Below are 22,257 nucleotides of genomic sequence, written 5' to 3'. Positions count from 1 at the left end.
TCATTATCCTTGATCGATCATGCGCAGGACGCGCGAGTAAACCGCCAATGCTGCACCGAAGATGATCAGCACCAGCATGGAGAGCGTGGCGGCCAGCGGCCAGTTCAATGTTACGATTGCCTGATCATAAATCTCCGTCGCCAGCAGGAACACGCGGCCACCGCCCATCAGTTTCGGGGTGATGAACGATGAAATGGCGAGGACAAAGCAAAGAAGACAGCCAAGAGCGATACCGGGCAGTGTCAGGGGCAGGATAACGCGCCAGAATGTCCTGAACGGCGTCGCGCCCAATGTTCGGGCCGCCTCCTCGACCTTTGGATCCAGGCGGCCAAACCCCGCCATGAGCGACAGGATCATATAGGGCATGAGAATTTCGGTAAGCCCGATGACGACACCCGTCGTGTTGAACATCATCCGCGGCGGCTGAAATCCCATCGCGGCGATGACATTGGCAACCGGTCCCTGTTCCGCCAGAAGTGCTATCCAGCCGTAAGTCCGGACCACAGCTGAGGTCAGAAGCGGCGATATCACCAGAATGGTCAAAAATGTCCGCCAGACACCGGATGCCCGGTGAAGATAGAGCGCGATGGGATAGCTGGCCAGCAGCGTGGCAAGTGTGATCCCGAGACTCACCGCAACGGAATTGACGATCAGGTCCAGATAGAACCGATCCTGCAGCAATCCGGTCCAGTTGGCGGCGGTCAAGGTTTCGGCAATCCCGCCGCCGGGCAAGGCCTCGTTGAAGGACATTCTTGCCAGGTTGAGGACGGGAAGAATGAAACCGATGGCGTTCACCAGCGCAATGGGCAACAACAGGACAACCGCAATACCGGCTGTACTGGATCGTTTTGGAACATCGGCAGCCAGATCAAACGTTGCTGTTGTCATTGATCCGCTCCGAAAACGAACGTGTCTTCGACAGCCCATGACAATGTGGCCTGTTTGCCCGTGTGATGACCCGCCTGAGACTTTACCGTCGTCTCCTCGACAATAAACTCCGAGCCGTCGACATCGAAATGATACTGGATGACGTCGCCGACAAACGTGATCCGCGACAGCGACGCGGCAATACGGTTTGCTGTTTCGTCTTGCCGTTCGGTCCCGCTCCAATCAATGCGGATGCGATGCGGACGCACCATCACCATCACATCGCCCGGTTTTACGGAAGAAGCGGACCGGATCAGCGATGATCCAATGCCTATGCTGCCATCCGCGTTCCTGACACCCTTGATGCGATTGGTGCGCCCGACAAAGGAAGCCACGAAGGGTGTGGCGGGATGTTCGTAGATTTCATGCGGCGTTCCCACTTGTTCGATCAGTCCGCCCTTCATGACAACGATGCGGTCGCACATGCTCAGGGCTTCCACCTGGTCATGCGTCACAAAAACCGTGGTGATGCCGAGCTGCTGCTGGATATCCCGGATTTGCGTCCGCATCTCGTCGCGCAGTTTCGCATCGAGGTTCGAAAGCGGCTCATCGAGCAGCAGGATCGAGGGTTCGATCACGAGGGCGCGCGCCAATGCAACGCGCTGCTGCTGTCCGCCCGAAAGTTCCCGCGGTTTGCGTCCGGCAAGATGTTCAAGCTGAACCATCCCGAGAGCCCTGGTAACCTTCGCACCAATCTCAGCGCGGGACAGACCCCGCATTTCCAGGCCAAAAGCCACGTTCTTGGCCACCGTCATGTGGGGAAAAAGGGCGTAGCTCTGGAAGACCAGCCCCATGTCACGGCCATGCGGGGCAATGCGGGTGACGTCGCGGCCGCCGACGGCGATCCTGCCGGCGGTCGGCGTGATAAGGCCCGCGATCATGCGCAGGGTCGTGGTCTTGCCGCAGCCGGAGGGACCAAGCAGGGCAATCAGCTCGCCCTTGCGAACTTCGAGATTCAGATTGGAAATGACTTCAATCAGGCCGTACTTCTTGTTGATGCCTTCGAGACAAAGATAAGGGTCTTTGACCGCTGCAACGCCGCTGCCTTTGATGGTTTGATGCATCATTCTAGCCTCCAAATTTTCTCTGCTGACAAGGTCTAGCGGCTGAGCGGAATGATGCGGCGGCGCCACTGCTCGGTGATGTTATCCCGGATTTTCGCCACGGCCAGCCAATCGATATCGATCATCTTGTCCATATCGCCCGCTGCCGTGCGCTCGATTGCATCCTTGGCGACAACTGTCTTTGAGTTTGTCGGCGCATAGAACATTTCGCTGGTGAATGCGGCCTGGGCCTCCGGACTGAGCGCGTAATCGATAAACTTTTTCGCGGCATCTCCAGCCGGAGCATTTTTCACAAGATTGATCGTATTGATCTGAAACCCGCTGCCCTCCTCGGGCAATGAAACACCGAGTTTTCCGCCTGATGTCTGCGCATAAATCTGTGCGCGGGCATTCCAGCCGATGCCGAGCGCGGCCTGTCCATTGGCAATCGGCGCATAAACGTCGGGCTTGGGCTCCCAGGTCTGCACGCCCGGAGCAAGTTCGCCAATCTTGGCGATCCCCGCCGTGAGGTCGGTCTTGTAGTCAGTACCGCCCGCGAGCTTGTTTGAAATGATGGTAAAGGTCGTGCCCTGAATATCGGGGACCGAAGGAATGATCAGTTTGCCTTGATAAGCCTTGTCCCATAGCACGTTCCAGGACTTCGGTGCCTGTTTGACCTGATCCGTGTTGTAGATGAGAACGAGATTATCAAAGGTGACGCCGACCCCCGCAACACCCTCCACGCGTGCATTGGGATAGAGATCCCCGACGTTCGGCGAGACGCTCTCATCGATCTTGTCAAAAATACCCTCATCCGCTCCCGCCTTGGCCACGCTCACGTCGAGAATGGCCACGTCGATTTGCGGACTGCTCTTTTGCGCACGCAATGTGCCAAGCATCTGGGCCGAATTCGGCATACCGTAAAACTGCACGGTGATATCGGGATATTTCTTCATGAAAGGCTCGATGACAGCCTTGGTATAATGTTCCTGAAATATCCCGCTATAGGCCGTCAGTGTCACAGTCTCCGCCCAGGCACTGGACATTGCGGCAATTGTGAATGCAGAAGCAGCAATTGAAAGTCTTGCGAACATCATCTCGTTCCCCTTTTTTGAGTTGATTGTTTTCGATCAGGCAACCTGGCGCTTTTGACCCTCCACGATTTTCGTTGCACCTGAAATATCGGGAAGAAACTCACCGTTGCGCAGGCGCTCAAGCAGTGTGATTTCATTTTCCTGCATGCCAAGTGCTTTTTCCGTCGCAGCGCGGGCCTGAGAGGGTGAGAGAACAACGATACCGCTCTCATCGGCAATGATGGCATCACCTGGCCTGACAACCTGACCGCCGACTGTGACCGGGACGTTAATTGCGCCCTCCAATCCCAAAATTTTTGTTGTTATCGGTGACGGTCCGCGGCACCACATCGGCATTTCAACCTTGCGGATTTCAGAAAAATCCGTCGCAGGCCCATCGATCACGGCTCCGACGATACCCGCCAGTTTCATGGCGTGGGTAACGACACCGCCCCAGCAGGCATGGCGGTCATCGCCGCACCGCTCGATAGCGACGAAATCACCCGGCCGTACCAGCTTGGTCAGGTAATGCAGGATTGTCGAGTCTGCATGGGGGATGCGAACCGTAACGGCCGTTCCCGCCACACGTTTTTCCGGCAGGACCGCACGGATTTCCCGGTCGATAAAACCCGAATGCAGGAAGTGTCCGATCGTCGCCGTTTCGACCTGTTCCATCAGCTTGATCAGATCGGCATTGATCTGACGCGGCATTTCATTGACTTCAAACATGATTTTACCTCTTAGAGAACGTGATGGCGGGCGACGGGCACATCACCGCGCACCTTGGCGACATAGCTCAGGTCGAGCTTTGAGCTGGTGGTTCCGACACCATCGGAGCACTGCGCCACGACATGCCCCCACGGATCGATGACCATCGAATGCCCCCAGCACCATTTGCGCCCCTCTGAATTGGAAAGCGTCTGGCCAACGGCGAGGAAATAGGTCTGTGTTTCGATCGCGCGGGCGCGGGCCAGAACCTCCCAATGATCCTTGCCGGTCATCAGGGTGAAGGCGGCCGGGAGGACGATGACCTCGGCACCCTCGTCACGCAGCTTGCGGAAGAGTTCGGGGAAGCGGACGTCATAGCAGATGGCACAGCCAACTTTGGTGTCGCCGACCTGGTAGGTGACAATGTCCTCACCCCGGCTGATCGTATCGGATTCGCGATAGATGGTGCCGCCTGGTGTATCCACGTCGAAAAGGTGAATCTTCCGGTACTTTGCCAGTTCCCTGCCGTCCGGACCGAATACAATGGTGGTGTTGTAATATTTGTTGCCGTCCTGTTCGACAATGCTGCCGGCGTGAATGGTCACCTTGTGCCGGGCGGCAAGGCCGGCCATCAGGCGATAACCATCGCCGTCGGGGAAGGTTTCGCCATTGGCGTAGATGTTCTCCCGCCCTTCGCCGAGAAAGGCGTAATATTCCGGCAGAACGACAAGATCTGGCGACTCACTCTCGACAGCTTCATTGATCAGCCGCGCAGCCGTTTCGAGATTGGCGGTCTTGCTATCCTGCGAGTTCATTTGGATCAGACTTACTTTCACGCTCATTCCTCCATTGTTGATGAAGGGATCGTGCGGAAAATATCGGCTCCAGACAAACTCGAAATAATTGAGCAATCCTATAGAATTTTCTTATGGGCCAGACCGGAACTATCAGGCGTCGGCCATGCAAAGGGATACTTCAGCCGCCATCTGCGCAATGATCGAAGGCAACAGGCTGTCCGGATGATCCGCGTAGACCGCATGAAATGTCAGCGGATGGAACACGGGCGTAACGTCGAGGATCTCCAGCGCGCCGGTATCGACATAGTCCCCGAGAATAACCCGCGGCAAAGGTGCTATTCCAAGGCCGTCCTTGGCGAGGCGCATGATTGTTGCCAGCGAATTCGAATTTGAGATCGTCGGCGCCTCAAGGCCAGCTTCGCGAAACTGCTGCAGCAGGCCGTGATGGGGCACACTGCCCTTGGAAAAAGCCAACAGGGGATAACTTGCAATATCCGCAAGCGTCAGCGGCTTTCCCGCCAGGCCGTATTTCGGGCTGGCCACCCAGACGCAGCGATAGGTGCCCAGATCGATATTGACCAGACCGTGATCGAGCGCCGGCCCCATGATCAGCGCCAGATCAATTTTCCGCTCGATGATTTCCCGCGCCACATTGAGACTCGTATCAACATTCAGATCGATGGCGATACCCGGATAGCGCTCCTGAACCCGCTCGACGAGTCGCGGCAAAAACGAGTGCACGATGGAATCGATGGTTCCGATGCTGACCGAACCCTTGAGGCTCGTCGGATCGGCGATCGCTTCGCGGAACTCGCTGACCGCTTTCACGATGTCCTCGGCCTTCGCGACAGCCTGCTGGCCAACGGGCGTGAGTTTGACCGTGCGCGTATCGCGATCGAACAATTGCACGCCCAGTTCACGTTCCAACGTTGCGATGCGGTTGGAAATCGAGGCCTGGGTTGTGTTCAATTTTTCCGCCGCGGCACTAAAACTGCCAAGGCGGACGATCCAGAGAAATGTTTCGACAAAGCGCAAGTTCATGAGGGACCCCTTTTTCTCCCATCTTCCCGCAAAGGAATAATGATGCCAATGGATAATGCGCATCGCCTATGAAATCGCACGTTTCCGGAGCGTGCAGCGAAAAGAGGCCCCAGAGAATCATTCACACTGGCCATCTGAGGGAGACCGTGCAAATCCAAGCTCACTTCGGAATGTCTAATACCCGCCTTTCAGACAGGTGCCATTTCAAAACTTTCCCTGATCTGGCGCCTCATCCAAAGACTGGCCGGATCCTTGTCGGCATAATGTGACCACACCATAGTAACTGGCGGGAACTTGAGATCCAGTGGAACGGGACTAACCCGCAGACCCAGGACGGGCCCGTATTTGAGAGCCACGCGAGCAGCCACAGTTGCGATAACAGGCGCTTTCATTGCGGTTGAAAGGACCGACAAAAAGTCTGGCGCCGCAGCCACAACATCCAGATCAACACCCGCGTGTTCAAGTGCCTCTTTAACACAACCGTGCAGGCTTTCTGTCTGCGAGACAACCGCATGCCTTTGGGACAGATAGGTTTGCCTGTCTACCGGCACGTCCAAATCCAGAAGCAGCGGATTAAAACAACACATGACATGCGCGTCGAACATCACCTCGCTGTTGTAGCGCGGTCCATTGTGGTGCGAGCATCCCACCGCCAGATCAATGGCCTGCATATCGATCATCGCCTCAACCTGATCAGGATGCGCAACGCGGGAAAGCACCTTGATACCGGGTGCTTGCGCTTGCAGCCGTGCGGTCAGATCAGGCAGAAGCAGAAGCTCTATTTCGCTGGAAAGACCAAGGCGGAATGTTCTCTCTTCTGTTTCCGGGGAAAAAGCAACACGGGCATTCAGGGCCGATTGCGCCTGATTCAATGCAAGGCGGATGGGTACCGACAGCGCCTGAGCTTTCGCCGTCGGCTGCATGATCTGTCCCATACGTATGAACAGGTCGTCTTGCAGCAGCAAACGCAGCGTTGCGAGATTGTGACTCATGGCGGGCTGCTGGATTTTCAGACGTGCCGCGGCCTTCGTAACGCTGCGATCCTGCATCATGGCGTCAAACGCAACAAGCAGATTGAGATCGAACGAGCGTAGATTGAAATGATCGATGGAGTTCATTCTTCGTATCGATTTGATTGCTGGACTGATCACCAATACCTGTTTTGCATGAAGCTGCAATTCAAAAGAGTTGCTACAGGCAATTGGAGACGGCCATGATGACAACACGCAGATCGATGCTCAAGGGAACAGCGCTATTGATGCTTGGAGCAACGGCTCTTTCAGCATTGACACCGCTCGAAGCTTTCGCTCGTGCGGCTCAAATCAAGAGCATAGCGCCAGCCTATCACCGGCTGATGCTCGGCGCCTATGAAATAGTGGCGCTCTCCGACGGCACCGTCAAAATACCTCTCAATACGCTGTACAACCATACAACGCCCGACCATATCGACAAGATACTGTCCGGTGTGTTTCAGTCATCTCCCTCCGAAGCCTCGGTCAACGCCTATCTTGTCAATACGGGTGACCGGCTGGTTCTGATAGACGCAGGCACCGGTACGTATCTCGGGCCGACCCTTGGTAAGCTCATCGGGAATATTCAGGCGGCGGGCTATCAACCCGAGCAGATCGATGATGTGCTCCTGACCCATATTCACACGGATCATTCGGGTGGCTTGATTGCGGATGGCAAGCGCGCTTTCCCCAATGCCCTGCTGCACGTCAATAAACGTGATGTCGATTACTGGCTGAATCCTCTGCACGCAAAGGCCGCTCCGGATACAAAGAAGGGGCTTTATAGGGAAGCAATGGAGGCGATCAACCCTTACATCGACGCCGGAAAGCTCAGGACCTTCGCCGACAATGCCGAACCTATACCGGGCTTCAAGACGATCCTGCGCACGGGCCACACGCCGGGTCATTCCTCAGTTGTGCTTGAAAGCCAGGGACGGAAACTGGTGATCTGGGGCGACATCACACACGGCGATATCGTCCAATTTGACGAGCCTGGTATTGCAATCGCATTCGACGAAGACTCGGAGAAGGCCATCATCTCCAGACAAGCAGCGTTCAGCGAGGCTGCCAATGAGGGTTACCTTGTCGCAGGCGCGCACATCTCCTTCCCCGGCATTGGACATGTGCGCCGTGACAGCTCCAATTACGATTGGGTGCCTCTCAACTACAGTTCGATTCTCTAGGGTTCCAGATATAAGCCGTTGAATTCGTTCTATCAATTGTCTGTTGTAATGAAGCAGCGGCGCGAATCTCATCCTTGGCCTGTAGATAGCCCCTTGAAAATTAAGGCAACCGGTGCATACCGGTGTGCTGCGAGCGCATTGGCGGCTTTGCGTCAAATCCAAGGAACATGTCTATGGAAAATTGGGATCCGGCCGTTGTCAGAATTCTCAGCATCTTCATGCCGAGTACCTTCAAAAGCCGTGCGGCCATCACGCCGGAATCCCGGTTCGTCCATTACACCACGTCGAAGAATCTGCTCGACATTCTCGACAGCGGAGAGATCGAGTTCCAGAACACCCGCGATATGAACGATCACCACGACCTTGAGATCGGCGTGGAGAGACTGCAGGACTGGATCGGCCGTTCCGGCGGCACGGCGCTCGCCGACGCGCTTGACCGGTGCGCACCGGGTGTTTGGAGTGAAGGCGTCAGGAAATTTCAGGACCGGCTGCCGGATGTGCGAAACGAGACCTATGTCCTGTCCGTCGCCGAACACGATCCTGCCGAGAGCAATACCGGGCGCCTGTCTTTGTGGCGGGCCTTTGAACGGGATGTCACCGGTGTTGCGGTCGTTGTCGACACCTTGCCGTTCATGCAGGTGGCGCAGGCACTGAAAGCCTATTCGAGCCCGGTTGCATATTGGACAAGACAGCAGTTCATCGGCGAGTTTGAAACGGTTGCCGCCACTCTGTTGGAGAATGAGCAGTTCATCGCCCGGACCAACCGGGCTCTGCTGCGTGAAGTCACCTTCCTGATGCTGCTCTTTGCCGCCACATGTTCCAAGCACCCTGGGCTTGGCGACGAGCGGGAATGGCGTGTCTTGACCAACCCGCTTCTGTGGCCGTCGACACTGCTCACCAAGCATAATTCCGGCGTCGAAGGCAGCAACCGGACGATGTACACACTCCCCCTCAAGAACCGGCCGATGGAGAACATCACCGGACTGGAATTTCCCCAGCTGATCTCGCGGGTCATTATCGGCCCTTCCATGCATGCCGAGGCGGTCCGGGAAGAAATCGTGTCAAAACTGGCCGAGAAAAACGTGCCGCAACCCGCTGCGAAAGTCATCATGTCGAAGTTGCCGGTTCGCGCCAAAGCCATGGGGTAGAGCGTTTGAACACCCGGCAATGCGCGGTGCGGCCAAGGCGTTTATCGATCTTGCGGCCGCAACACTTGTTTAGAGGGCTAAACAACCAGCAAATAGTTGGTGTACATCCGAACGGGCCGACCATAGAACGGTGACTTCTTCACCGGCAGTACCGTGTATTATTTGACACTAAAATTGCGCCCGCTCTATCTATACAACAAATGGCGCGCTAGATTGTTGGCAATTGTTCGGAGGAAAACATGAGGCCCAATGTTTCGCGCAGAACCTTTATCAAAGGCAGCGTCGCGGCAGGCATTGCCATCAAGGTATCTTTTCTCTCGGCACCGGCTCAGGCTGCACTCGTTCAAACACCTCCCCTGCCCGGGCCCGACTGGCTCAAGGCCGATGGCAAGCCGAAATACCGGCTCGACGCCATTGCCAAGGTTACCGGTGGAAAGACCTTCGCGCGCGACTACCGCGCCCGCGATCTTGAAAACTGGCCGAAGCAGCAGGCGCACGCCTTCATGCTGCATGCGACCAAAGCAGATCGCATATTCGAAGGCATCGACCTGAGCCTTCTCGGCGACGACTTGAAACCCGATCGCGTCGTTCTTCACGAAGATCTCGTTGCCGACGATATCACCATCCCGGGCGAAGGCTTTTATGGTGATGTATTCTTCGTGCCGAAAGGGCAGACAGCCCGGCTGCTCGGGCAGCCGGTCGCACTCCTCGTCTATCACGACTTCGCCCGTTACGACGCGGCAAAGCGGCTGATACGCTTCGACGATACGGTGGTCCGCTATGGCGGCAAGGCGCCTTACAGCCATCCGGCCCACTATGGCGCGGCGCGTTATGTGCGTATCGACGGCGGCACGCCTGACGCGGATGACCGCTACTCGCCGCTGAAGGATGCTGTGATCTATGGCGGTTTTGCCGGCGACGAACCGGCATGGCCGGCTGCGGGCGAAGGCAATGCCATGGCGCGCGGCATGGCTGCCGCCGCGCAGATCGAGAAAGAAATCAGCGACGCCAGCAACGACCTGCTGGTTTTCAAACACAAGTACTTCTCGCAGTCGGTCGATGCGTCCGCCATGGAGGCAGACAACGGCAATGTCTGGTATGATGCCTCAACCGGTGTCCTTCACATCATGATGGCGACGCAGTCGCCCTATGAAGTGGCCGAGGTTTCGGCGAGCCTCGTCTCCAAATCGAAATTCCATCTCAAGGAAGTCGACCTCAAGGTCGGTTATACCGTGGGCTACGGCACCAAGGATCATTCCATCTTTCCATTCTTCTGCGTCCTGGCGGGTCTCTATGGCAATGGCCGTCCGGTACGGCTTGCCAATGATCGCTACGAGCAGTTCCAGATGGGACTGAAGCGGCATGCCTTCTGGATGGACAACACGCTGGTCGTTGACCGTCAAACAGGCCAGTTTCGCGCCATGACCGGCCATTTCAAGAACGACGGCGGCGGGCGCCCCAACTTCTCGTTTTCAGTGGGCTTCGTCGGGGCAACGGCGGCGCAATCGATCTACTATCTGCCGAAAAGCGATTTTTCGGCCGCGGCCATTGCCTCACGTGCTGTCGACGCGGGCTCAACGCGAGGCTATGGCACCCTCCAGTCCATGTCGGCGACCGAAATGATGGTCGACGAGGTTGCCGAAATCCTCAAAATGGATGCGATCGACCTTCGCTTGAAGAATGTTTTCAAGTCCGGAATGAAGAACACGCAAGGGGCCATCCCCGCAGGCGCGCTGCGCAACGAGGAAATCCTGCTCAAGGCGCGCGACCATCCGCTGTGGACAAACCGCGCCGGAAAGAAGGCCGCGTTCGATGCCGCCAATCCCGGCAAGCGCTACGGCGTCGGCTACGGTCACGTGCAGAAGGATTATGGCACAGGCGCGGAGTCGGCACTTGCAGCGCTTGAGTTCGATGCATCGGGCCGGATCAGGTTCGCGCATGTGGCACATGAGATCGGGACAGGCACGACCACGTCGCAGGCGATCATGGTTGGCGACATTCTCGGCCGCGTTCCCGACGAGACAGAGTTCGGCAAGGTGCGCTGGCCGCAGATGCCGCTTGAAACCTCCGATGAGCCATACACCATGTCTCAGGAAGACGAGGACAAGCACAGCAAAAACCCACGCTGGACACCGAGTTTCACCTCGCCGATGAGCGCAACCAACAGCGTCTATTATCTCGGCCACGCCACGCGGCAAGCGGCGCATGCGCTTGTCGACCTTGCCATTTGGCCGGCGGCGAAGTCACTGTGGTCGCGCGGCATCGGCGGCGGTTCAATGACCCCCTACGCCGTGCGGCGCGAGGATATCCGGCTTGAAAATGGCGAGGTGAATGCAGGCGGGCTGCCGCCGTTGCGCTTCGAGGCGGTTGCAGCCGAAGCGCACCGGCTCGGTCTCGTCACCGGCGTGACGGTCCATACCTTCAACCGGTGGCAATGGACGGAAGCCGAGTTCGACATCCCGAATGCGGAACGGGTGCGGCTTCCAGTCGATGCGCTTGCGTTGAAATATGGCGACGGCGCCTCCGCCGAAACCAGAACGCTCATGACACTTGACGGCTGGCAGTTCGTCGACCGGGCGGCGGTGCATTATCCCCCCACCCAGCGCAACAATGCCGGCGTCACCTATTACGCGCCGATGGCGACACTGGCCGAAATCAGCGTCGACACGGCGACAGGCGAGGTCACCCTGCTTTCGCATCACTCGATCATGGAGTGCGGAACCCAGGTGGTTCCCGAACTGGTTTCCGGGCAAATCCAGGGGGGCATCGCCATGGGTATCGGCCATGCGCTGAAGGAGTATCTGCCGCTGTATGAAGATGGTCCCGGCGACGGCACCTGGAACTGGAACCGCTACGAGCTGCCTCGTTCGAAAGACGTGGCAGTCTGGACCCAGACCGTCGAAATCCTCGCGCCGCTTTCGGAAACCGACCCGCCCAAGGGTATCGCCGAGGTCGTGATGATTGCGGTGGTGCCGGCTCTTGCCAATGCCGTGTCGCACGCCATCGGCAAGCGCTTCTACGATTTGCCGATTACGCCGGAAAAGATACGGGGAGCGCTGGCATGACCCTGGCTACAAAAAAGCTGTCGCTGACCGTCAATGACAAGGCAATTGATCCCGTTGACGTGCCCGAGGGCATGATGATGCAGGATTTCCTCTATGAGTATCTCAATCTGACGGGTTCACGCATGGGCTGCGGGCAAGGCATCTGCCACGCCTGCACGGTGATCGTGGAAAAGAATGACGGTACGCTCGATGAGGTGCGCACCTGCATCACGGGTGCGCACTGGTTCCAGGACAAAAAGGTGCGCACGGTGGAAGGGCACGCCAAACGCGATGCCTCCGGCGCCATTGTGGAACTTTCACCAATTCAGCAGGCCTTCATCGAGAATTTTTCGTTCCAATGCGGTTACTGCACGCCGGGCTTTGTCACCGGAGCAACCGTTTTCATCGACCAGTTGAAACGAAAGCCGATCGCCAGGGCCGATCTGGAACAGGCCATCACTGAAGCGCTGGACAATCATATCTGCCGTTGTACCGGCTATGTCCGTTATCACCAGGCCGTGCGCGACCTGGTGCTGAAGACACCCGGCCTCGTCAAAACCTGAGGGAGTAAGTAGTCCATGACGTTGCACAGGCTACTCTGGATCCTGGCGATACTGATCGTGTGCGGCGGGCTGGCCGCAGGCAGCGTTTTTGCCGGCCTGTTCGAAAAAAGCGTCGTGGCCAAGGACGTCGAGCAACCCCTGACTGCTGACCAGATGAAAGCATTGGCGCAACGGGGTGCCTATATCGCGGTTGCCGCGGATTGTTATGCCTGTCACACGGCAAAGGGCGGGGCTGCGTGGGCCGGCGGGCTGCCGATGCAAACGCCGTTCGGCACGATCTACTCCAGCAATATTTCGTCAGACAAGGAAAATGGCATCGGCAACTGGACCCGGTACGAGTTCCAGCGTGCTGTTCGCGATGGTATCGGCAAGGGTGGGAAACATCTCTATCCGGCAATGCCCTATGCCTCCTACCGGCAGATGACCACGGAAGATGTTGATGCGGTCTATAGCTATCTGATGACCCGCGAACCCATGCCGGTGAAGAATCAAGCCAACGGCCTGGCGTTTCCGTTCAATATCCGCCGCACGCTTACCTTCTGGAATCTTGTCAATCTGCCGGGCGCGGTGCCAGCAGATGATCCGGCACGATCCGCATTGTGGAACAGGGGCCGCTACCTCACCGATGCCCTCGCCCATTGCGGCGAGTGCCACACGCCGCGCAACCTGATGCAAGGCATGGAGCAAACAAGGTATCTGCAGGGAACGGTCATTGAAGGCGTCGCTGCGCCTGATATCACCAAGGATGGGCTGACACGCATGGGATTTGACGTCCCCTTGCTGGCGAGCTTCATGAAATCCGGCATTTTTGCCGGGGGTGCGATGACCAGCCAGATGTTCGAGGTTGTTCATTTCTCGACACAGTACATGACTGACGACGATATGAAGGCGCTCTCGGTCTATCTGTTCAACCTCGACGCCGCACCGGACCAATCCACGCCGCCGCCAGCGCCCAAGCCGGTCAATGTGGCTCCCGAACTGGCGGCATCGGTACGGGGAACCTATCTCAATCTTTGCTCGGGCTGCCACGGTGCCCAGGGCGAAGGTATTCCGCACGTCGCGGTTCCGCTGGCCACCAACACGTCACTGCGCATCAATGACGCGCGCAATTTCATCCGCACCGTCCTTAATGGCATTCCCGCGCAACGTTTTCCGGGTCTTGAGCGCATGCAGCCGATGCCCGCGTTCAAGGACAAGCTCACCGATCAGCAGGTTGCCGACCTTGCCAACTGGGCACGGGCGACATGGGGCGGCCGGGAGCCTGATGTCAAGACAGCCGATGTCGCATCGGCGCGCCACGCGGACTAGGTTGCCTTGCCAGTGGCCGCACAAGCCCTAGCGCTTGTGCGGATTGAAACTTTCCCGGACCTTTTCCAGCCAGCCGAGGACGCTGCCGAGCGCCTGATTGCCCTTGCCGAGCAGCCCCGTCAGTTCGCCTTCGGCAGCCTCGCGCTTGGCCGAATCGGGTTCGGGGAGTGGCGGCAGGATATGGGCATAATAGGTCTTGTCCAGCAGCCGGTGCAGCAGGCGTTCGCCCGGAAACGGCTCGCCATTGTTCAGCGCGCGGGCGGCTTTCAGCAGCGAGCGGATATCATACTGGGTCGGGCTGATGTCAGGCACCTGTTTCTTCAGGTTGAGAAGCCTATACACCGCGACCCGCGCGGTGCGGATTGAACTGTCCATGGTGAAGATGATGTCGTTCGACGTCTCGACGAATTGACCCATCAAGCCAAGATTCGTGCAGCCGGCAGGCACGACATGCGGCCGGTCGCCCGCCGCGCGCGGCATGAATTGCGCCGTGATATAGGGCATCAGCGCAATGCGCGCCTTGGTGTTTGCCGCCACGTCGTCCAATTGATCCTCAATGCCCAGATGATAGCAAAGCTCGGCCAGGATTTCTCGCCCGGTGCAGGCCGGCATGGCCTTTTTGACGTAATTTCCTTCCTTGTCCATCAGCAATGCGTAGACCCAGACCACCAGGACATCCTTCGGTTGCGTCGGGAAGTGCGGCTGGCGGTTGCAGGTAAAGCTGAGCACCCAATTGGAGTCTGTAAAGGTGATGATCCCGCCGGTCACCGTCTTGCCCGAATAGGGATCGTTGACCGAAAGTTTCTTCAGCTTTTCGACAAAGGCAGACGGTTTGCAGGTGAGTGTAACGGATTCCCACATCGAACCGTCGACATTGCCGTAGAACTTCTCGGGCTTGCCGAAGATGGGCGATTTCCTGGCGAGATTCTTCCACAGTGCCCAATCGCTGGCGTCGCCCGGATCATGCCTGCCGCGGTCGAGCACCGGAGCATTGTCCATATCGCCATAAGCGGTGCCCTCGGTCATCGACCCGGTGAGCGCAAAAACCAGATCCTTCGGGCCAACCGCAATGGCGGTATCGGCACCGCCCACCTTGGCGCGGATGGCCGTCACCGTGCGCGTCTCGCCTGCAACGGCCATGTCGAGATCATAGGCGCGCGTATCGAACTGCACCTTCACACCGCGTTCCCGCAAATGCTTCACCAAAGGACGAACAAAACTGTCGAACTGATTGTATTTCGGGAAGATTAGCGCCGACATATCGGTGAGCCCGTCAATAGCATCGAGGAACCGGTGCATATAGAGCTTCATCTCAAGCAGGCTCTGCCAGTTCTCGAACGCAAACATGGAGCGCCAGAGATACCAGAAATTGGTCTCGAGGAAGCCCGCGCTGAAATATTGCTCGATGGTGATGTCGTCGAGATCCTCCTTGCGCTTCAGCAGCAGGCGGATCAGCTCCCACTGCTGCGGCTTGGAGAGACCCAGTGTCGAAAAATCACGGATCTGGCCGCGTTTGTGCATCAGCCGGGCTTTTGAGAAATTCGGGTCATTATCGTTGACCAGCCGATACTCGTCGAGAACGCTGTAGCCCTCGGGCAGTTCCAGCGCCTGCACGTCCTGGAACATGTCCCACAGATTGTCGTAGTTCCAATTCATCTCGCGGCCGCCACGGACGATATAGCCGTCCTCGGCGTTGCCTGCGCCGTCAAGCGAGCCTCCTTCGATCTGCATCGTATCCAGTATGGTGATGTCTTCGCCCGCCGTGCCCCCGTCGCGGATCATGTAGAAGGCGGCGGCAAGGCCTGCGATGCCGCTGCCGATGATCCACGCCTTGCGGCGTTCGGCCGACCCGGCCGGAACCGGGCGGTTGCGCATATAAGCTCCCATCATGTCGGGAGGCGGCAGGCTATTGCCGGCGCTGTTGTGCCAATAGGCGGCAGTCGTGTCGTTCTCGACCGTAAACGTCTTGCCGGATGCAGCAGTGGTTTCGTCTGCGTTGGTCATGACACCTCTCTCCGAACCATGTTGAATTCCGGCCACATGGCATGCGGCCCGCGCAAAACCATACGTCATGAAAGACCGGGAAGACAGACTTGAAAGGTATTTCTTACTCCGTTGCTGACTTCAGCTTCACCCGTTGCTCAAGAGCTGCGGAACTTTCCTTTCTTTCGCTGTATCTGTCGGTGAGGTAGCCGGATATATCGCGCGTCAGCAGCGTGAATTTGACCAGTTCCTCCATCACATCGACGACGCGGTCATAATAGGCTGACGGCTGCATCCGGCCGTTTTGGTCAAACTCCTGATACGCCTTGGCAACCGACGACTGGTTCGGGATCGTGATCATGCGCATCCAGCGGCCGAGCACCCGCATCTGGTTGACCGCATTGAATGATTGCGATCCGCCGGACACCTGCATGACCGCCAGCGTCCGCCCCTGCGTGGGGCGGATCGCGCCCATGGCCAGGGGTATCCAGTCGATCTGCGATTTCATCACCCCGGTCATTGCACCATGCCGCTCGGGGCTGGTCCAGACTTGCCCTTCCGACCACAGCGAGAGTTCGCGCAGCTCCTGGACTTTCGGATGGTCAACCGGCGCATCGTCAGGCAAGGGCAGCCCCGCCGGATTGAAAATCCGGGTTTCGGCGCCGAAATGTTCCAGCAGGCGCGCCGCCTCCTGGGTCAGAAAGCGGCTGTAGGACACCTTCCGGATGGAGCCGTAGAGCAGAAGGATGCGCGGGCGGTGCGCCGAAAATGGTGCAGACAGCTTTTCACTATCCGGAACGTGCAGAATGCCGGATACCGTATTGGGCAAATCAGACAATACGCTTCCCCTCACCGTCGATAACAACCTCGCCGTCTTCCTTGGTGAACGCTCCTTGCTGCGGGCTTGGCAGAATATCGAGAACTGCTTCGGACGGCCGGGCCAGGCGCACGCCTTTTTCCGTCACCACAAAGGGACGGTTGATCAGGATCGGATGTGCTTCCATGGCATCCAACAGCTGCTCGTCATTCAACGACAGGTCATCGAGCCCCAGTTCCGTATACGGCGTTCCCTTTTCGCGAATGGCCGCGCGCACGGTCAGCCCTGCCCTGCGGATCAGGTCTTTCAGCTCCTGCCGGGCGGGCGGCGTCTTGAGATACTCGATAATCGCCGGCTCGATGCCGGGATTGCGAATGAGCGCGAGAACGTTGCGGGACGTGCCGCAGGATGGATTGTGATAAATGGTGACGGTCATCGGGCATTCCTTTCTGCTTTGACCTTGATCGCATCCGTGCAGAGGCTATCAGCCAGTGAATGTCTGCGCGGGCGGACAGCACGGAACAATGTCAGCGATGAGCGGCGCACAAATATCAGGATGACCCGCGCAGCAATCCTTCAAGAGGTAATTGATCGCCGCGCGAAGGTTCTCGAATCTGGCCTTGTAGATGATGGAGCGGCTCTGGCGTTCCGAAGCAATCAGCCCGGCCCGCGACAGGATCGCGAGGTGCGTCGACATGGTGTTCTGGGGAATATCGAGCATGCGCGCTATTTCCCCGGCGGCGATTCCCTCCGGTTCATGCATCACAATCAGCTTGAAAGCGTCCATGCGCGAGGCTTGAGCAAGAGCCGAAAAGGCCTCAATGGTGTTTTCTTTTCCCATATATCTGGATTTATCGATATATTATCCAGATGTCAAGAGCGGCGCTTCGCCTCTTCGAGAAGGCGCGGGCTTCCATAATTTTGTCAATATTGCGATCAAATCATTATTTGAATAATTATAATATATTAATGTCGAATTCCGCGTGCTTTGTCATACCATGCATGAAGTGCCTGGTTTTGCGTCCGATGTTCACCGGCTGGCCTGATACGACGTTGTAACTTATGCTTGGCTTCGCACATATTCCGTTTGTGCGCAGTCTGAAATCGAAAACAGGAACCTCTCTACTTCTCGCAACCAATCCGTACTCAATCGGAAAATGAAGGTCTGTCAGTGATGCTTGACCGGTCCGCGTTGTTTGAGAATTGCCGGTTTGAACGCCCCCGGTTTCAGCCGCGGCGGCGCCGGTCTTGCGACAGCAGAGGTGCACGGGCATTTTCCACGCGACCTGCCGGACCTGGCACCGATACGTGCTGCACCGGCTTGTCCTTAACGTGAGAGTCTGAAGCCATGATAAAACGCATGGTGATCATGCTGATCGTGATAGGTCTGATCCTGGGCGGAATCTTCGGCTTTCAGGCATTCAAGAACCGCATGATCGCAGCCTATCTCGCCAACCTCAAGGCGCCGCCGCAAACGGTCTCGACAATCACGGCTGCGATGAGCCCATGGCAGACGACATTGCAATCCGTGGGTGGTTTCAATGCCGTCGAAGGGGCCAGCCTTTCGGCGCAGGTCCAGGGCATTGTGCAGAAGATTGGCTTTCAGGATGGTCAGGACGTCAAGAAGGGCGATCTGATCGTGCAACTGCTTGCCGATCAGCAGATCGCCACGCTGCAGCAGTACCAGGCCACCGTGGTGAATGCGCAGATCACCTATGATCGCGATTCCAAGCTGATCAAGACGAACACCATTCCGCAGTCACAGGTCGACGGCGATCTGGCAACCTTGAAAGCTGCGCAGGCGCAAGTCGTGGCACAGCAGGCACTGATCGATCAGTATTCGATCCGCGCGCCCTTCGACGGAAGGCTCGGCATCAAACTGGTCAGCCTCGGTCAGTATCTGGCTGCGGGAACTGCGGTTGTCACCTTGCAGTCGCTTGATCCCATTCAACTCGACTTCTCGATGCCGCAGCAGGCCCTGTCGCAGATCAAGGTCGGCCAGACAGTGACTGCAACGCTGGACGCCTACGGCAATCAGGCCTTTGACGGCAAGATCACGGCGATCAGCCCGCTGGTGGACAGCCAGAGCCGCAACCTCACGATCCGCGCCAGTCTCGCCAATCCCGATCACAAGCTTTTACCCGGCATGTTTGGCAATGTGTCCGTGGTGGTGGGCGAGCCGCAAAGCTATATCACGCTGCCGCAGACCGCCGTTACCATCAATCCCTACGGCAATGTCGTCTATATCGTGACCGAAAAGGACAAGGGCCCCGATGGCAAGCCGCAATTCGCAGCCAGCCAGAGATTCGTCACCACCGGTCAGGCACGCGGCGATCAGATCGCCGTGACGAAGGGATTGAATGCCGGAGAGGTCGTCGTCACGTCAGGCCAGCTGAAACTGAGCAACGGCTCGCCGGTGATTGTCAACAATACGGTGCAGCCTGCGAACGATCCAAATGCTGAACCACCAAACCCCAACTGAGGCGCGGCGATGAACATCACCGACATTTTCATCCGGCGCCCCGTTCTTGCCCTGGTGGTGAGTGCGTTGATCGTCGTCATCGGCTATCAATCCTTCCGCACATTGACGGTGCGCCAATTCCCGCGCACGCAGAATGCCGTCGTCACGGTCACCACCGTCTATCCCGGCGCGGCGCCCGATGTGATTGCAGGCTTCATCACCACGCCGCTTGAAAATGCCATCGCCCAGGCCAACGGCATCGACTACATGACCTCGTCGAGCACGAGCGGCAGCTCCACCATCACGGTCAATCTGCGTCTCAACTATGATGCCGATGCGGCGATGACCGAAATCAACGCCAAGATGTCCTCGGTGCTCAACCAGCTCCCGACCGGAACGCAGCAGCCGACCATGTCGGTTTCCATCGGCCAGACCATCGACGCCATGTATATCGGCTTTCGCAGCGATATTCTGGCCAGCAACCAGATCACTGACTATCTGGCGCGTGTGGTTCAACCCAAATTGCAGACGGTCAATGGCGTCCAGACAGCGGAAATTCTCGGCGGCAGAACCTTCGCACTGCGGGCCTGGCTGAAGCCGGACAAGCTGTCGGCCTATGGATTGACGGCAGGCGACGTGTGGACTGCACTCGCGGCCAACAATTACATCTCCGGCATCGGCACGACGCGCGGCCAGATGACCCAGACCGTGCTGACGGCACGGACCGATCTGCATTCGGCCGACGAATTCAAGGAAATGGTGGTCAAGCAGATCGGCGGAGCGATCGTGCGCCTGAAGGATGTCGCCACCGTTGCACTCGGATCGCAGAACACCGACGTCCAGGTGGGCTTCGATGCGCAGACCGGCGTGTTCATCGGCATCCAGATCGCGCCGACGGCAAACCTGCTCGACGTGATCGCTGGCGTCCGCGCGGTGTTTCCGGACATTCAGGCACAATTGCCGCAGGGGCTGGAAGGCTACATCGTCTATGATTCCAGCACTTTCGTGACGAAATCGATCGATGAGGTGGTGAAAAGCCTGGTCGAAGCCCTGATCATCGTTATTTTCGTGGTGTTCGCATTTCTCGGTTCGCCGCGTTCTGTCGCAATTCCCATCGTCGCCATACCCCTGTCGCTGATCGGCACCTTCGCGCTGATGCTGATCATGGGCTTTTCCATCAATCTTCTGACATTGCTCGCCCTGGTGCTGGCCATCGGCCTCGTGGTCGATGACGCCATCATCGTCGTCGAAAACGTCAACCGGCATATCGAAGAAGGAGCGCCCCCCATGCAGGCGGCGCTGGCTGCCGCGCACGAATTGGTCGGGCCGATCCTGGCCATGACCGTTGTCCTGGTCGCCGTCTACATCCCTATCGGTTTCCAGGGCGGCCTGACCGGCGCGCTGTTCACGGAATTCGCCTTCACGCTGGTGGCCTCCGTCAGTGTTTCCATGATCATCGCCCTGACGCTGACGCCCATGATGTGCTCGCGCATCCTGAAACCGCACCTCACCGACCGCAGCGGCTGGGAGGAGCGCATCTCGGATTTCATCGATCGTCGTTTCTCGGAGATTCATCGCCCCTATATGCGGTTGCTTCACGGCAGCCTGAACACGACTGTGGTGACGCTGGTGTTCGCTGCAATCGTCCTCGGCAGCATCTATTTCCTCTATGCCAGCGCCAAGAATGAACTGGCGCCCAATGAGGATCAGGGCTTTCTTGGCGCGCAGGTAACCAACGCGCCAAATGCGACGCTGCAGCAGAAGCTGCTCAATTCTGACCAGGTCACCAAGATCTTCCGCAGCTTCCCGGAAACGGACAAGACCCTGCAGGTCGAGGCGCCGGGCACATCGTTCGAGGGCATGGTGCTGAAACCGTGGGACGAACGCAAGCGAACTGCAAACGATCTGCAGCCATTGGTGCAGGCCCAGATGGCCGGCATCGCCGGCGGTCAGGCCGTGGTGTTCCAGATACCGCCGCTGCCCGGCGCCAGCGGCTTGCCGGTGCAGTTCGCCATCGGCAGCACCGGCAGTTTCGACCAGCTCAATGACGTGTCCAATGCCTTTCTGCAGGAAGCGCAGAAATCGGGCATGTTCATTTTCCTGATGAAGGATCTCAATATCGACAATCCGCAATATTCGATCCAGATCGACCGCAGCAAGGCGTCGGCGCTCGGCCTGTCGATGAACAATGTGGGGGCGGCACTGGCCTCCATGCTGGGCGGCGGCTACGTCAATTATTTCAGCATCGACAACCGCTCCTATCAGGTCATCCCGCAGGTGGAACAGCGCTCCCGCCAAACCATTGACCAGATCATGAGCTATCCCGTCGCGAGCGTGAACGGCAGCAAGATCCCGCTCTCGGCGATCGCGACGGTCACACTCCAGGCAACGCCGCGCTCCGTCGCGCATTTCCAGCAATTGAACTCAGCCACCATTTCCGGCGTCCCGGCACCGGGCGTTGCCGTCGGCGATGCGCTGAACACCCTCAAATCAATCGCGGCGCGCACACTGCCGCAAGGCTATACCGTCGACTATGGCGGCCAGTCCCGGCAGTTCGTGCAGGAGTCGAGCGGGATGGCCACGACCTTCGCCCTCGCACTGATCATCGTTTTCCTGGCCCTGTCGGCACAGTTCAACAGTTTCCGCGACCCGCTGATCATCCTTGTATCGGTGCCCATGTCGATTGCGGGTGCGCTCGCTTTCATCACCCTCGGTATCGGCGGCGCAACCATGAATATCTATACTCAGGTCGGGCTGGTCACGCTGATGGGGCTGATCAGCAAGCATGGCATTCTGATCGTCGAGGTGGCGAACACGCTGCAGGCCGGGGGAAAATCAAAGCGCGAGGCCATTGAAGGCGCCTGCGGCATCCGGCTGCGGCCGATCCTGATGACAACAGGCGCCATGGTTCTCGGCGTGGTGCCGCTCATCCTGGCCACCGGTGCCGGTGCGGCCGCCCGTTTCAGCATCGGATTGGTGATCGCCGCCGGGCTGGCCATCGGCACATTGTTCACGCTCTTCGTGGTGCCTGCGGTGTACATGCTTCTGGCTGCGGACCATCAGGCCAAGCCGGTTGCGTCCGCGGAGACCTCGCCCTCCACGCACTGAAGAGGGCAGTTGAGCCGTTGATGATACTGACGGCGCGGAGAG

At 58.0% G+C, this 22,257-nt stretch carries 18 protein-coding genes; 7 read left to right on the top strand and 11 right to left on the bottom strand.

Features of this window, described 5'->3' with window-relative positions; genetic code table 11:
- Positions 1-3 precede the first annotated feature (3 nt).
- The 7 genes from ACTJJ7_RS02785 to ACTJJ7_RS02755 all read right to left on the bottom strand — a co-directional run bounded on the left by ACTJJ7_RS02785 (position 4) and on the right by ACTJJ7_RS02755 (position 6,707).
- Entirely contained in the window at positions 4-888 is an 885-nt protein-coding gene (locus ACTJJ7_RS02785; RefSeq protein ID WP_440965222.1) for an ABC transporter permease, read from the bottom strand.
- Positions 885-1,994 (bottom strand): ABC transporter ATP-binding protein, encoded by a 1,110-nt coding sequence (locus ACTJJ7_RS02780; protein WP_440965220.1) that lies wholly within the window; start codon positions 1,992-1,994, stop codon positions 885-887. The genes ACTJJ7_RS02785 and ACTJJ7_RS02780 overlap by 4 nt, the downstream gene beginning before the upstream one ends.
- Positions 1,995-2,026: 32 nt before the next feature.
- On the bottom strand, positions 2,027-3,067 hold the full coding sequence (locus tag ACTJJ7_RS02775; RefSeq protein ID WP_105733632.1) for an ABC transporter substrate-binding protein: 1,041 nt from the start codon (positions 3,065-3,067) through the stop codon (positions 2,027-2,029).
- A 33-nt stretch (positions 3,068-3,100) separates the two neighbouring features.
- On the bottom strand, positions 3,101-3,772 hold the full coding sequence (locus ACTJJ7_RS02770; protein ID WP_105733631.1) for an RraA family protein: 672 nt from the start codon (positions 3,770-3,772) through the stop codon (positions 3,101-3,103).
- Between the two features lie 11 nt (positions 3,773-3,783).
- The gene (locus ACTJJ7_RS02765; protein ID WP_440965218.1) at positions 3,784-4,587 is read right to left on the bottom strand and encodes a carbon-nitrogen hydrolase family protein; all 804 of its coding nucleotides are present in this window, start codon (positions 4,585-4,587) and stop codon (positions 3,784-3,786) included.
- A 111-nt stretch (positions 4,588-4,698) separates the two neighbouring features.
- Positions 4,699-5,589 carry a LysR family transcriptional regulator gene (locus ACTJJ7_RS02760; protein WP_105733630.1) on the bottom strand — a complete coding sequence of 297 codons (891 nt, stop codon included), beginning with the start codon at positions 5,587-5,589 and terminating at the stop codon, positions 4,699-4,701.
- Positions 5,590-5,777: 188 nt separating this feature from the next.
- Complete coding sequence (locus tag ACTJJ7_RS02755) at positions 5,778-6,707, bottom strand: LysR family transcriptional regulator (protein ID WP_440965215.1); 930 nt, start codon at positions 6,705-6,707, stop codon at positions 5,778-5,780.
- 98 nt (positions 6,708-6,805) lie between these two features.
- Between ACTJJ7_RS02755 and ACTJJ7_RS02750 the strand changes: the two genes are divergently transcribed.
- The 5 genes from ACTJJ7_RS02750 (at position 6,806) to ACTJJ7_RS02730 (ending at position 13,846) form a co-directional block, all read left to right on the top strand.
- Complete coding sequence (locus tag ACTJJ7_RS02750) at positions 6,806-7,783, top strand: MBL fold metallo-hydrolase (RefSeq protein WP_440965488.1); 978 nt, start codon at positions 6,806-6,808, stop codon at positions 7,781-7,783.
- 173 nt (positions 7,784-7,956) lie between these two features.
- Positions 7,957-8,931, top strand: a complete 975-nt coding sequence (locus tag ACTJJ7_RS02745; protein ID WP_440965213.1) for a DUF2971 domain-containing protein — start codon at positions 7,957-7,959, stop codon at positions 8,929-8,931.
- A 239-nt stretch (positions 8,932-9,170) separates the two neighbouring features.
- Positions 9,171-11,996, top strand: a complete 2,826-nt coding sequence (locus ACTJJ7_RS02740; RefSeq protein WP_440965210.1) for a xanthine dehydrogenase family protein molybdopterin-binding subunit — start codon at positions 9,171-9,173, stop codon at positions 11,994-11,996.
- Complete coding sequence (locus tag ACTJJ7_RS02735; RefSeq protein ID WP_105733625.1) at positions 11,993-12,538, top strand: (2Fe-2S)-binding protein; 546 nt, start codon at positions 11,993-11,995, stop codon at positions 12,536-12,538. Before ACTJJ7_RS02740 ends, ACTJJ7_RS02735 begins: the two co-directional genes overlap by 4 nt.
- A 15-nt stretch (positions 12,539-12,553) precedes the next feature.
- A complete protein-coding gene (locus tag ACTJJ7_RS02730; RefSeq protein WP_440965208.1) occupies positions 12,554-13,846 on the top strand; it encodes a c-type cytochrome in 1,293 nt (430 codons plus the stop codon).
- Positions 13,847-13,873: 27 nt separating this feature from the next.
- On the opposite strand, the gene ACTJJ7_RS02725 is transcribed toward ACTJJ7_RS02730, so the two are convergent.
- The 4 genes from ACTJJ7_RS02725 to ACTJJ7_RS02710 form a co-directional block, all read right to left on the bottom strand.
- The gene (locus ACTJJ7_RS02725) at positions 13,874-15,850 is read right to left on the bottom strand and encodes an oleate hydratase (RefSeq protein WP_440965206.1); all 1,977 of its coding nucleotides are present in this window, start codon (positions 15,848-15,850) and stop codon (positions 13,874-13,876) included.
- Between the two features lie 103 nt (positions 15,851-15,953).
- Positions 15,954-16,667 carry an arsenical resistance protein ArsH gene (gene arsH / locus ACTJJ7_RS02720; RefSeq protein WP_440965204.1) on the bottom strand — a complete coding sequence of 238 codons (714 nt, stop codon included), beginning with the start codon at positions 16,665-16,667 and terminating at the stop codon, positions 15,954-15,956.
- Entirely contained in the window at positions 16,660-17,082 is a 423-nt protein-coding gene (gene arsC, locus ACTJJ7_RS02715) for an arsenate reductase (glutaredoxin) (protein WP_440965202.1), read from the bottom strand. Before arsC ends, arsH begins: the two co-directional genes overlap by 8 nt.
- Positions 17,083-17,130: 48 nt before the next feature.
- Positions 17,131-17,487: an ArsR/SmtB family transcription factor gene (locus ACTJJ7_RS02710; protein WP_130272729.1), complete on the bottom strand. Its 357-nt coding sequence runs from the start codon at positions 17,485-17,487 to the stop codon at positions 17,131-17,133.
- A 507-nt stretch (positions 17,488-17,994) separates the two neighbouring features.
- On the opposite strand from ACTJJ7_RS02710, the gene ACTJJ7_RS02705 reads away from it, so the two are divergent.
- Positions 17,995-19,128: an efflux RND transporter periplasmic adaptor subunit gene (locus tag ACTJJ7_RS02705; protein WP_440965199.1), complete on the top strand. Its 1,134-nt coding sequence runs from the start codon at positions 17,995-17,997 to the stop codon at positions 19,126-19,128.
- Positions 19,129-19,137: 9 nt separating this feature from the next.
- Positions 19,138-22,215: an efflux RND transporter permease subunit gene (locus ACTJJ7_RS02700; RefSeq protein WP_440965197.1), complete on the top strand. Its 3,078-nt coding sequence runs from the start codon at positions 19,138-19,140 to the stop codon at positions 22,213-22,215.
- The last annotated feature ends 42 nt before the right edge of the window (positions 22,216-22,257 follow it).

Origin of the sequence: Phyllobacterium sp. 22229 (assembly GCF_052056495.1) — a bacterium.
Taxonomy (GTDB): Bacteria; Pseudomonadota; Alphaproteobacteria; order Rhizobiales; family Rhizobiaceae; genus Phyllobacterium; species Phyllobacterium myrsinacearum.
The sequence above is the reverse complement of the archived record's forward strand: the minus strand, read 5'-3'. Positions and strand labels throughout refer to the sequence as shown.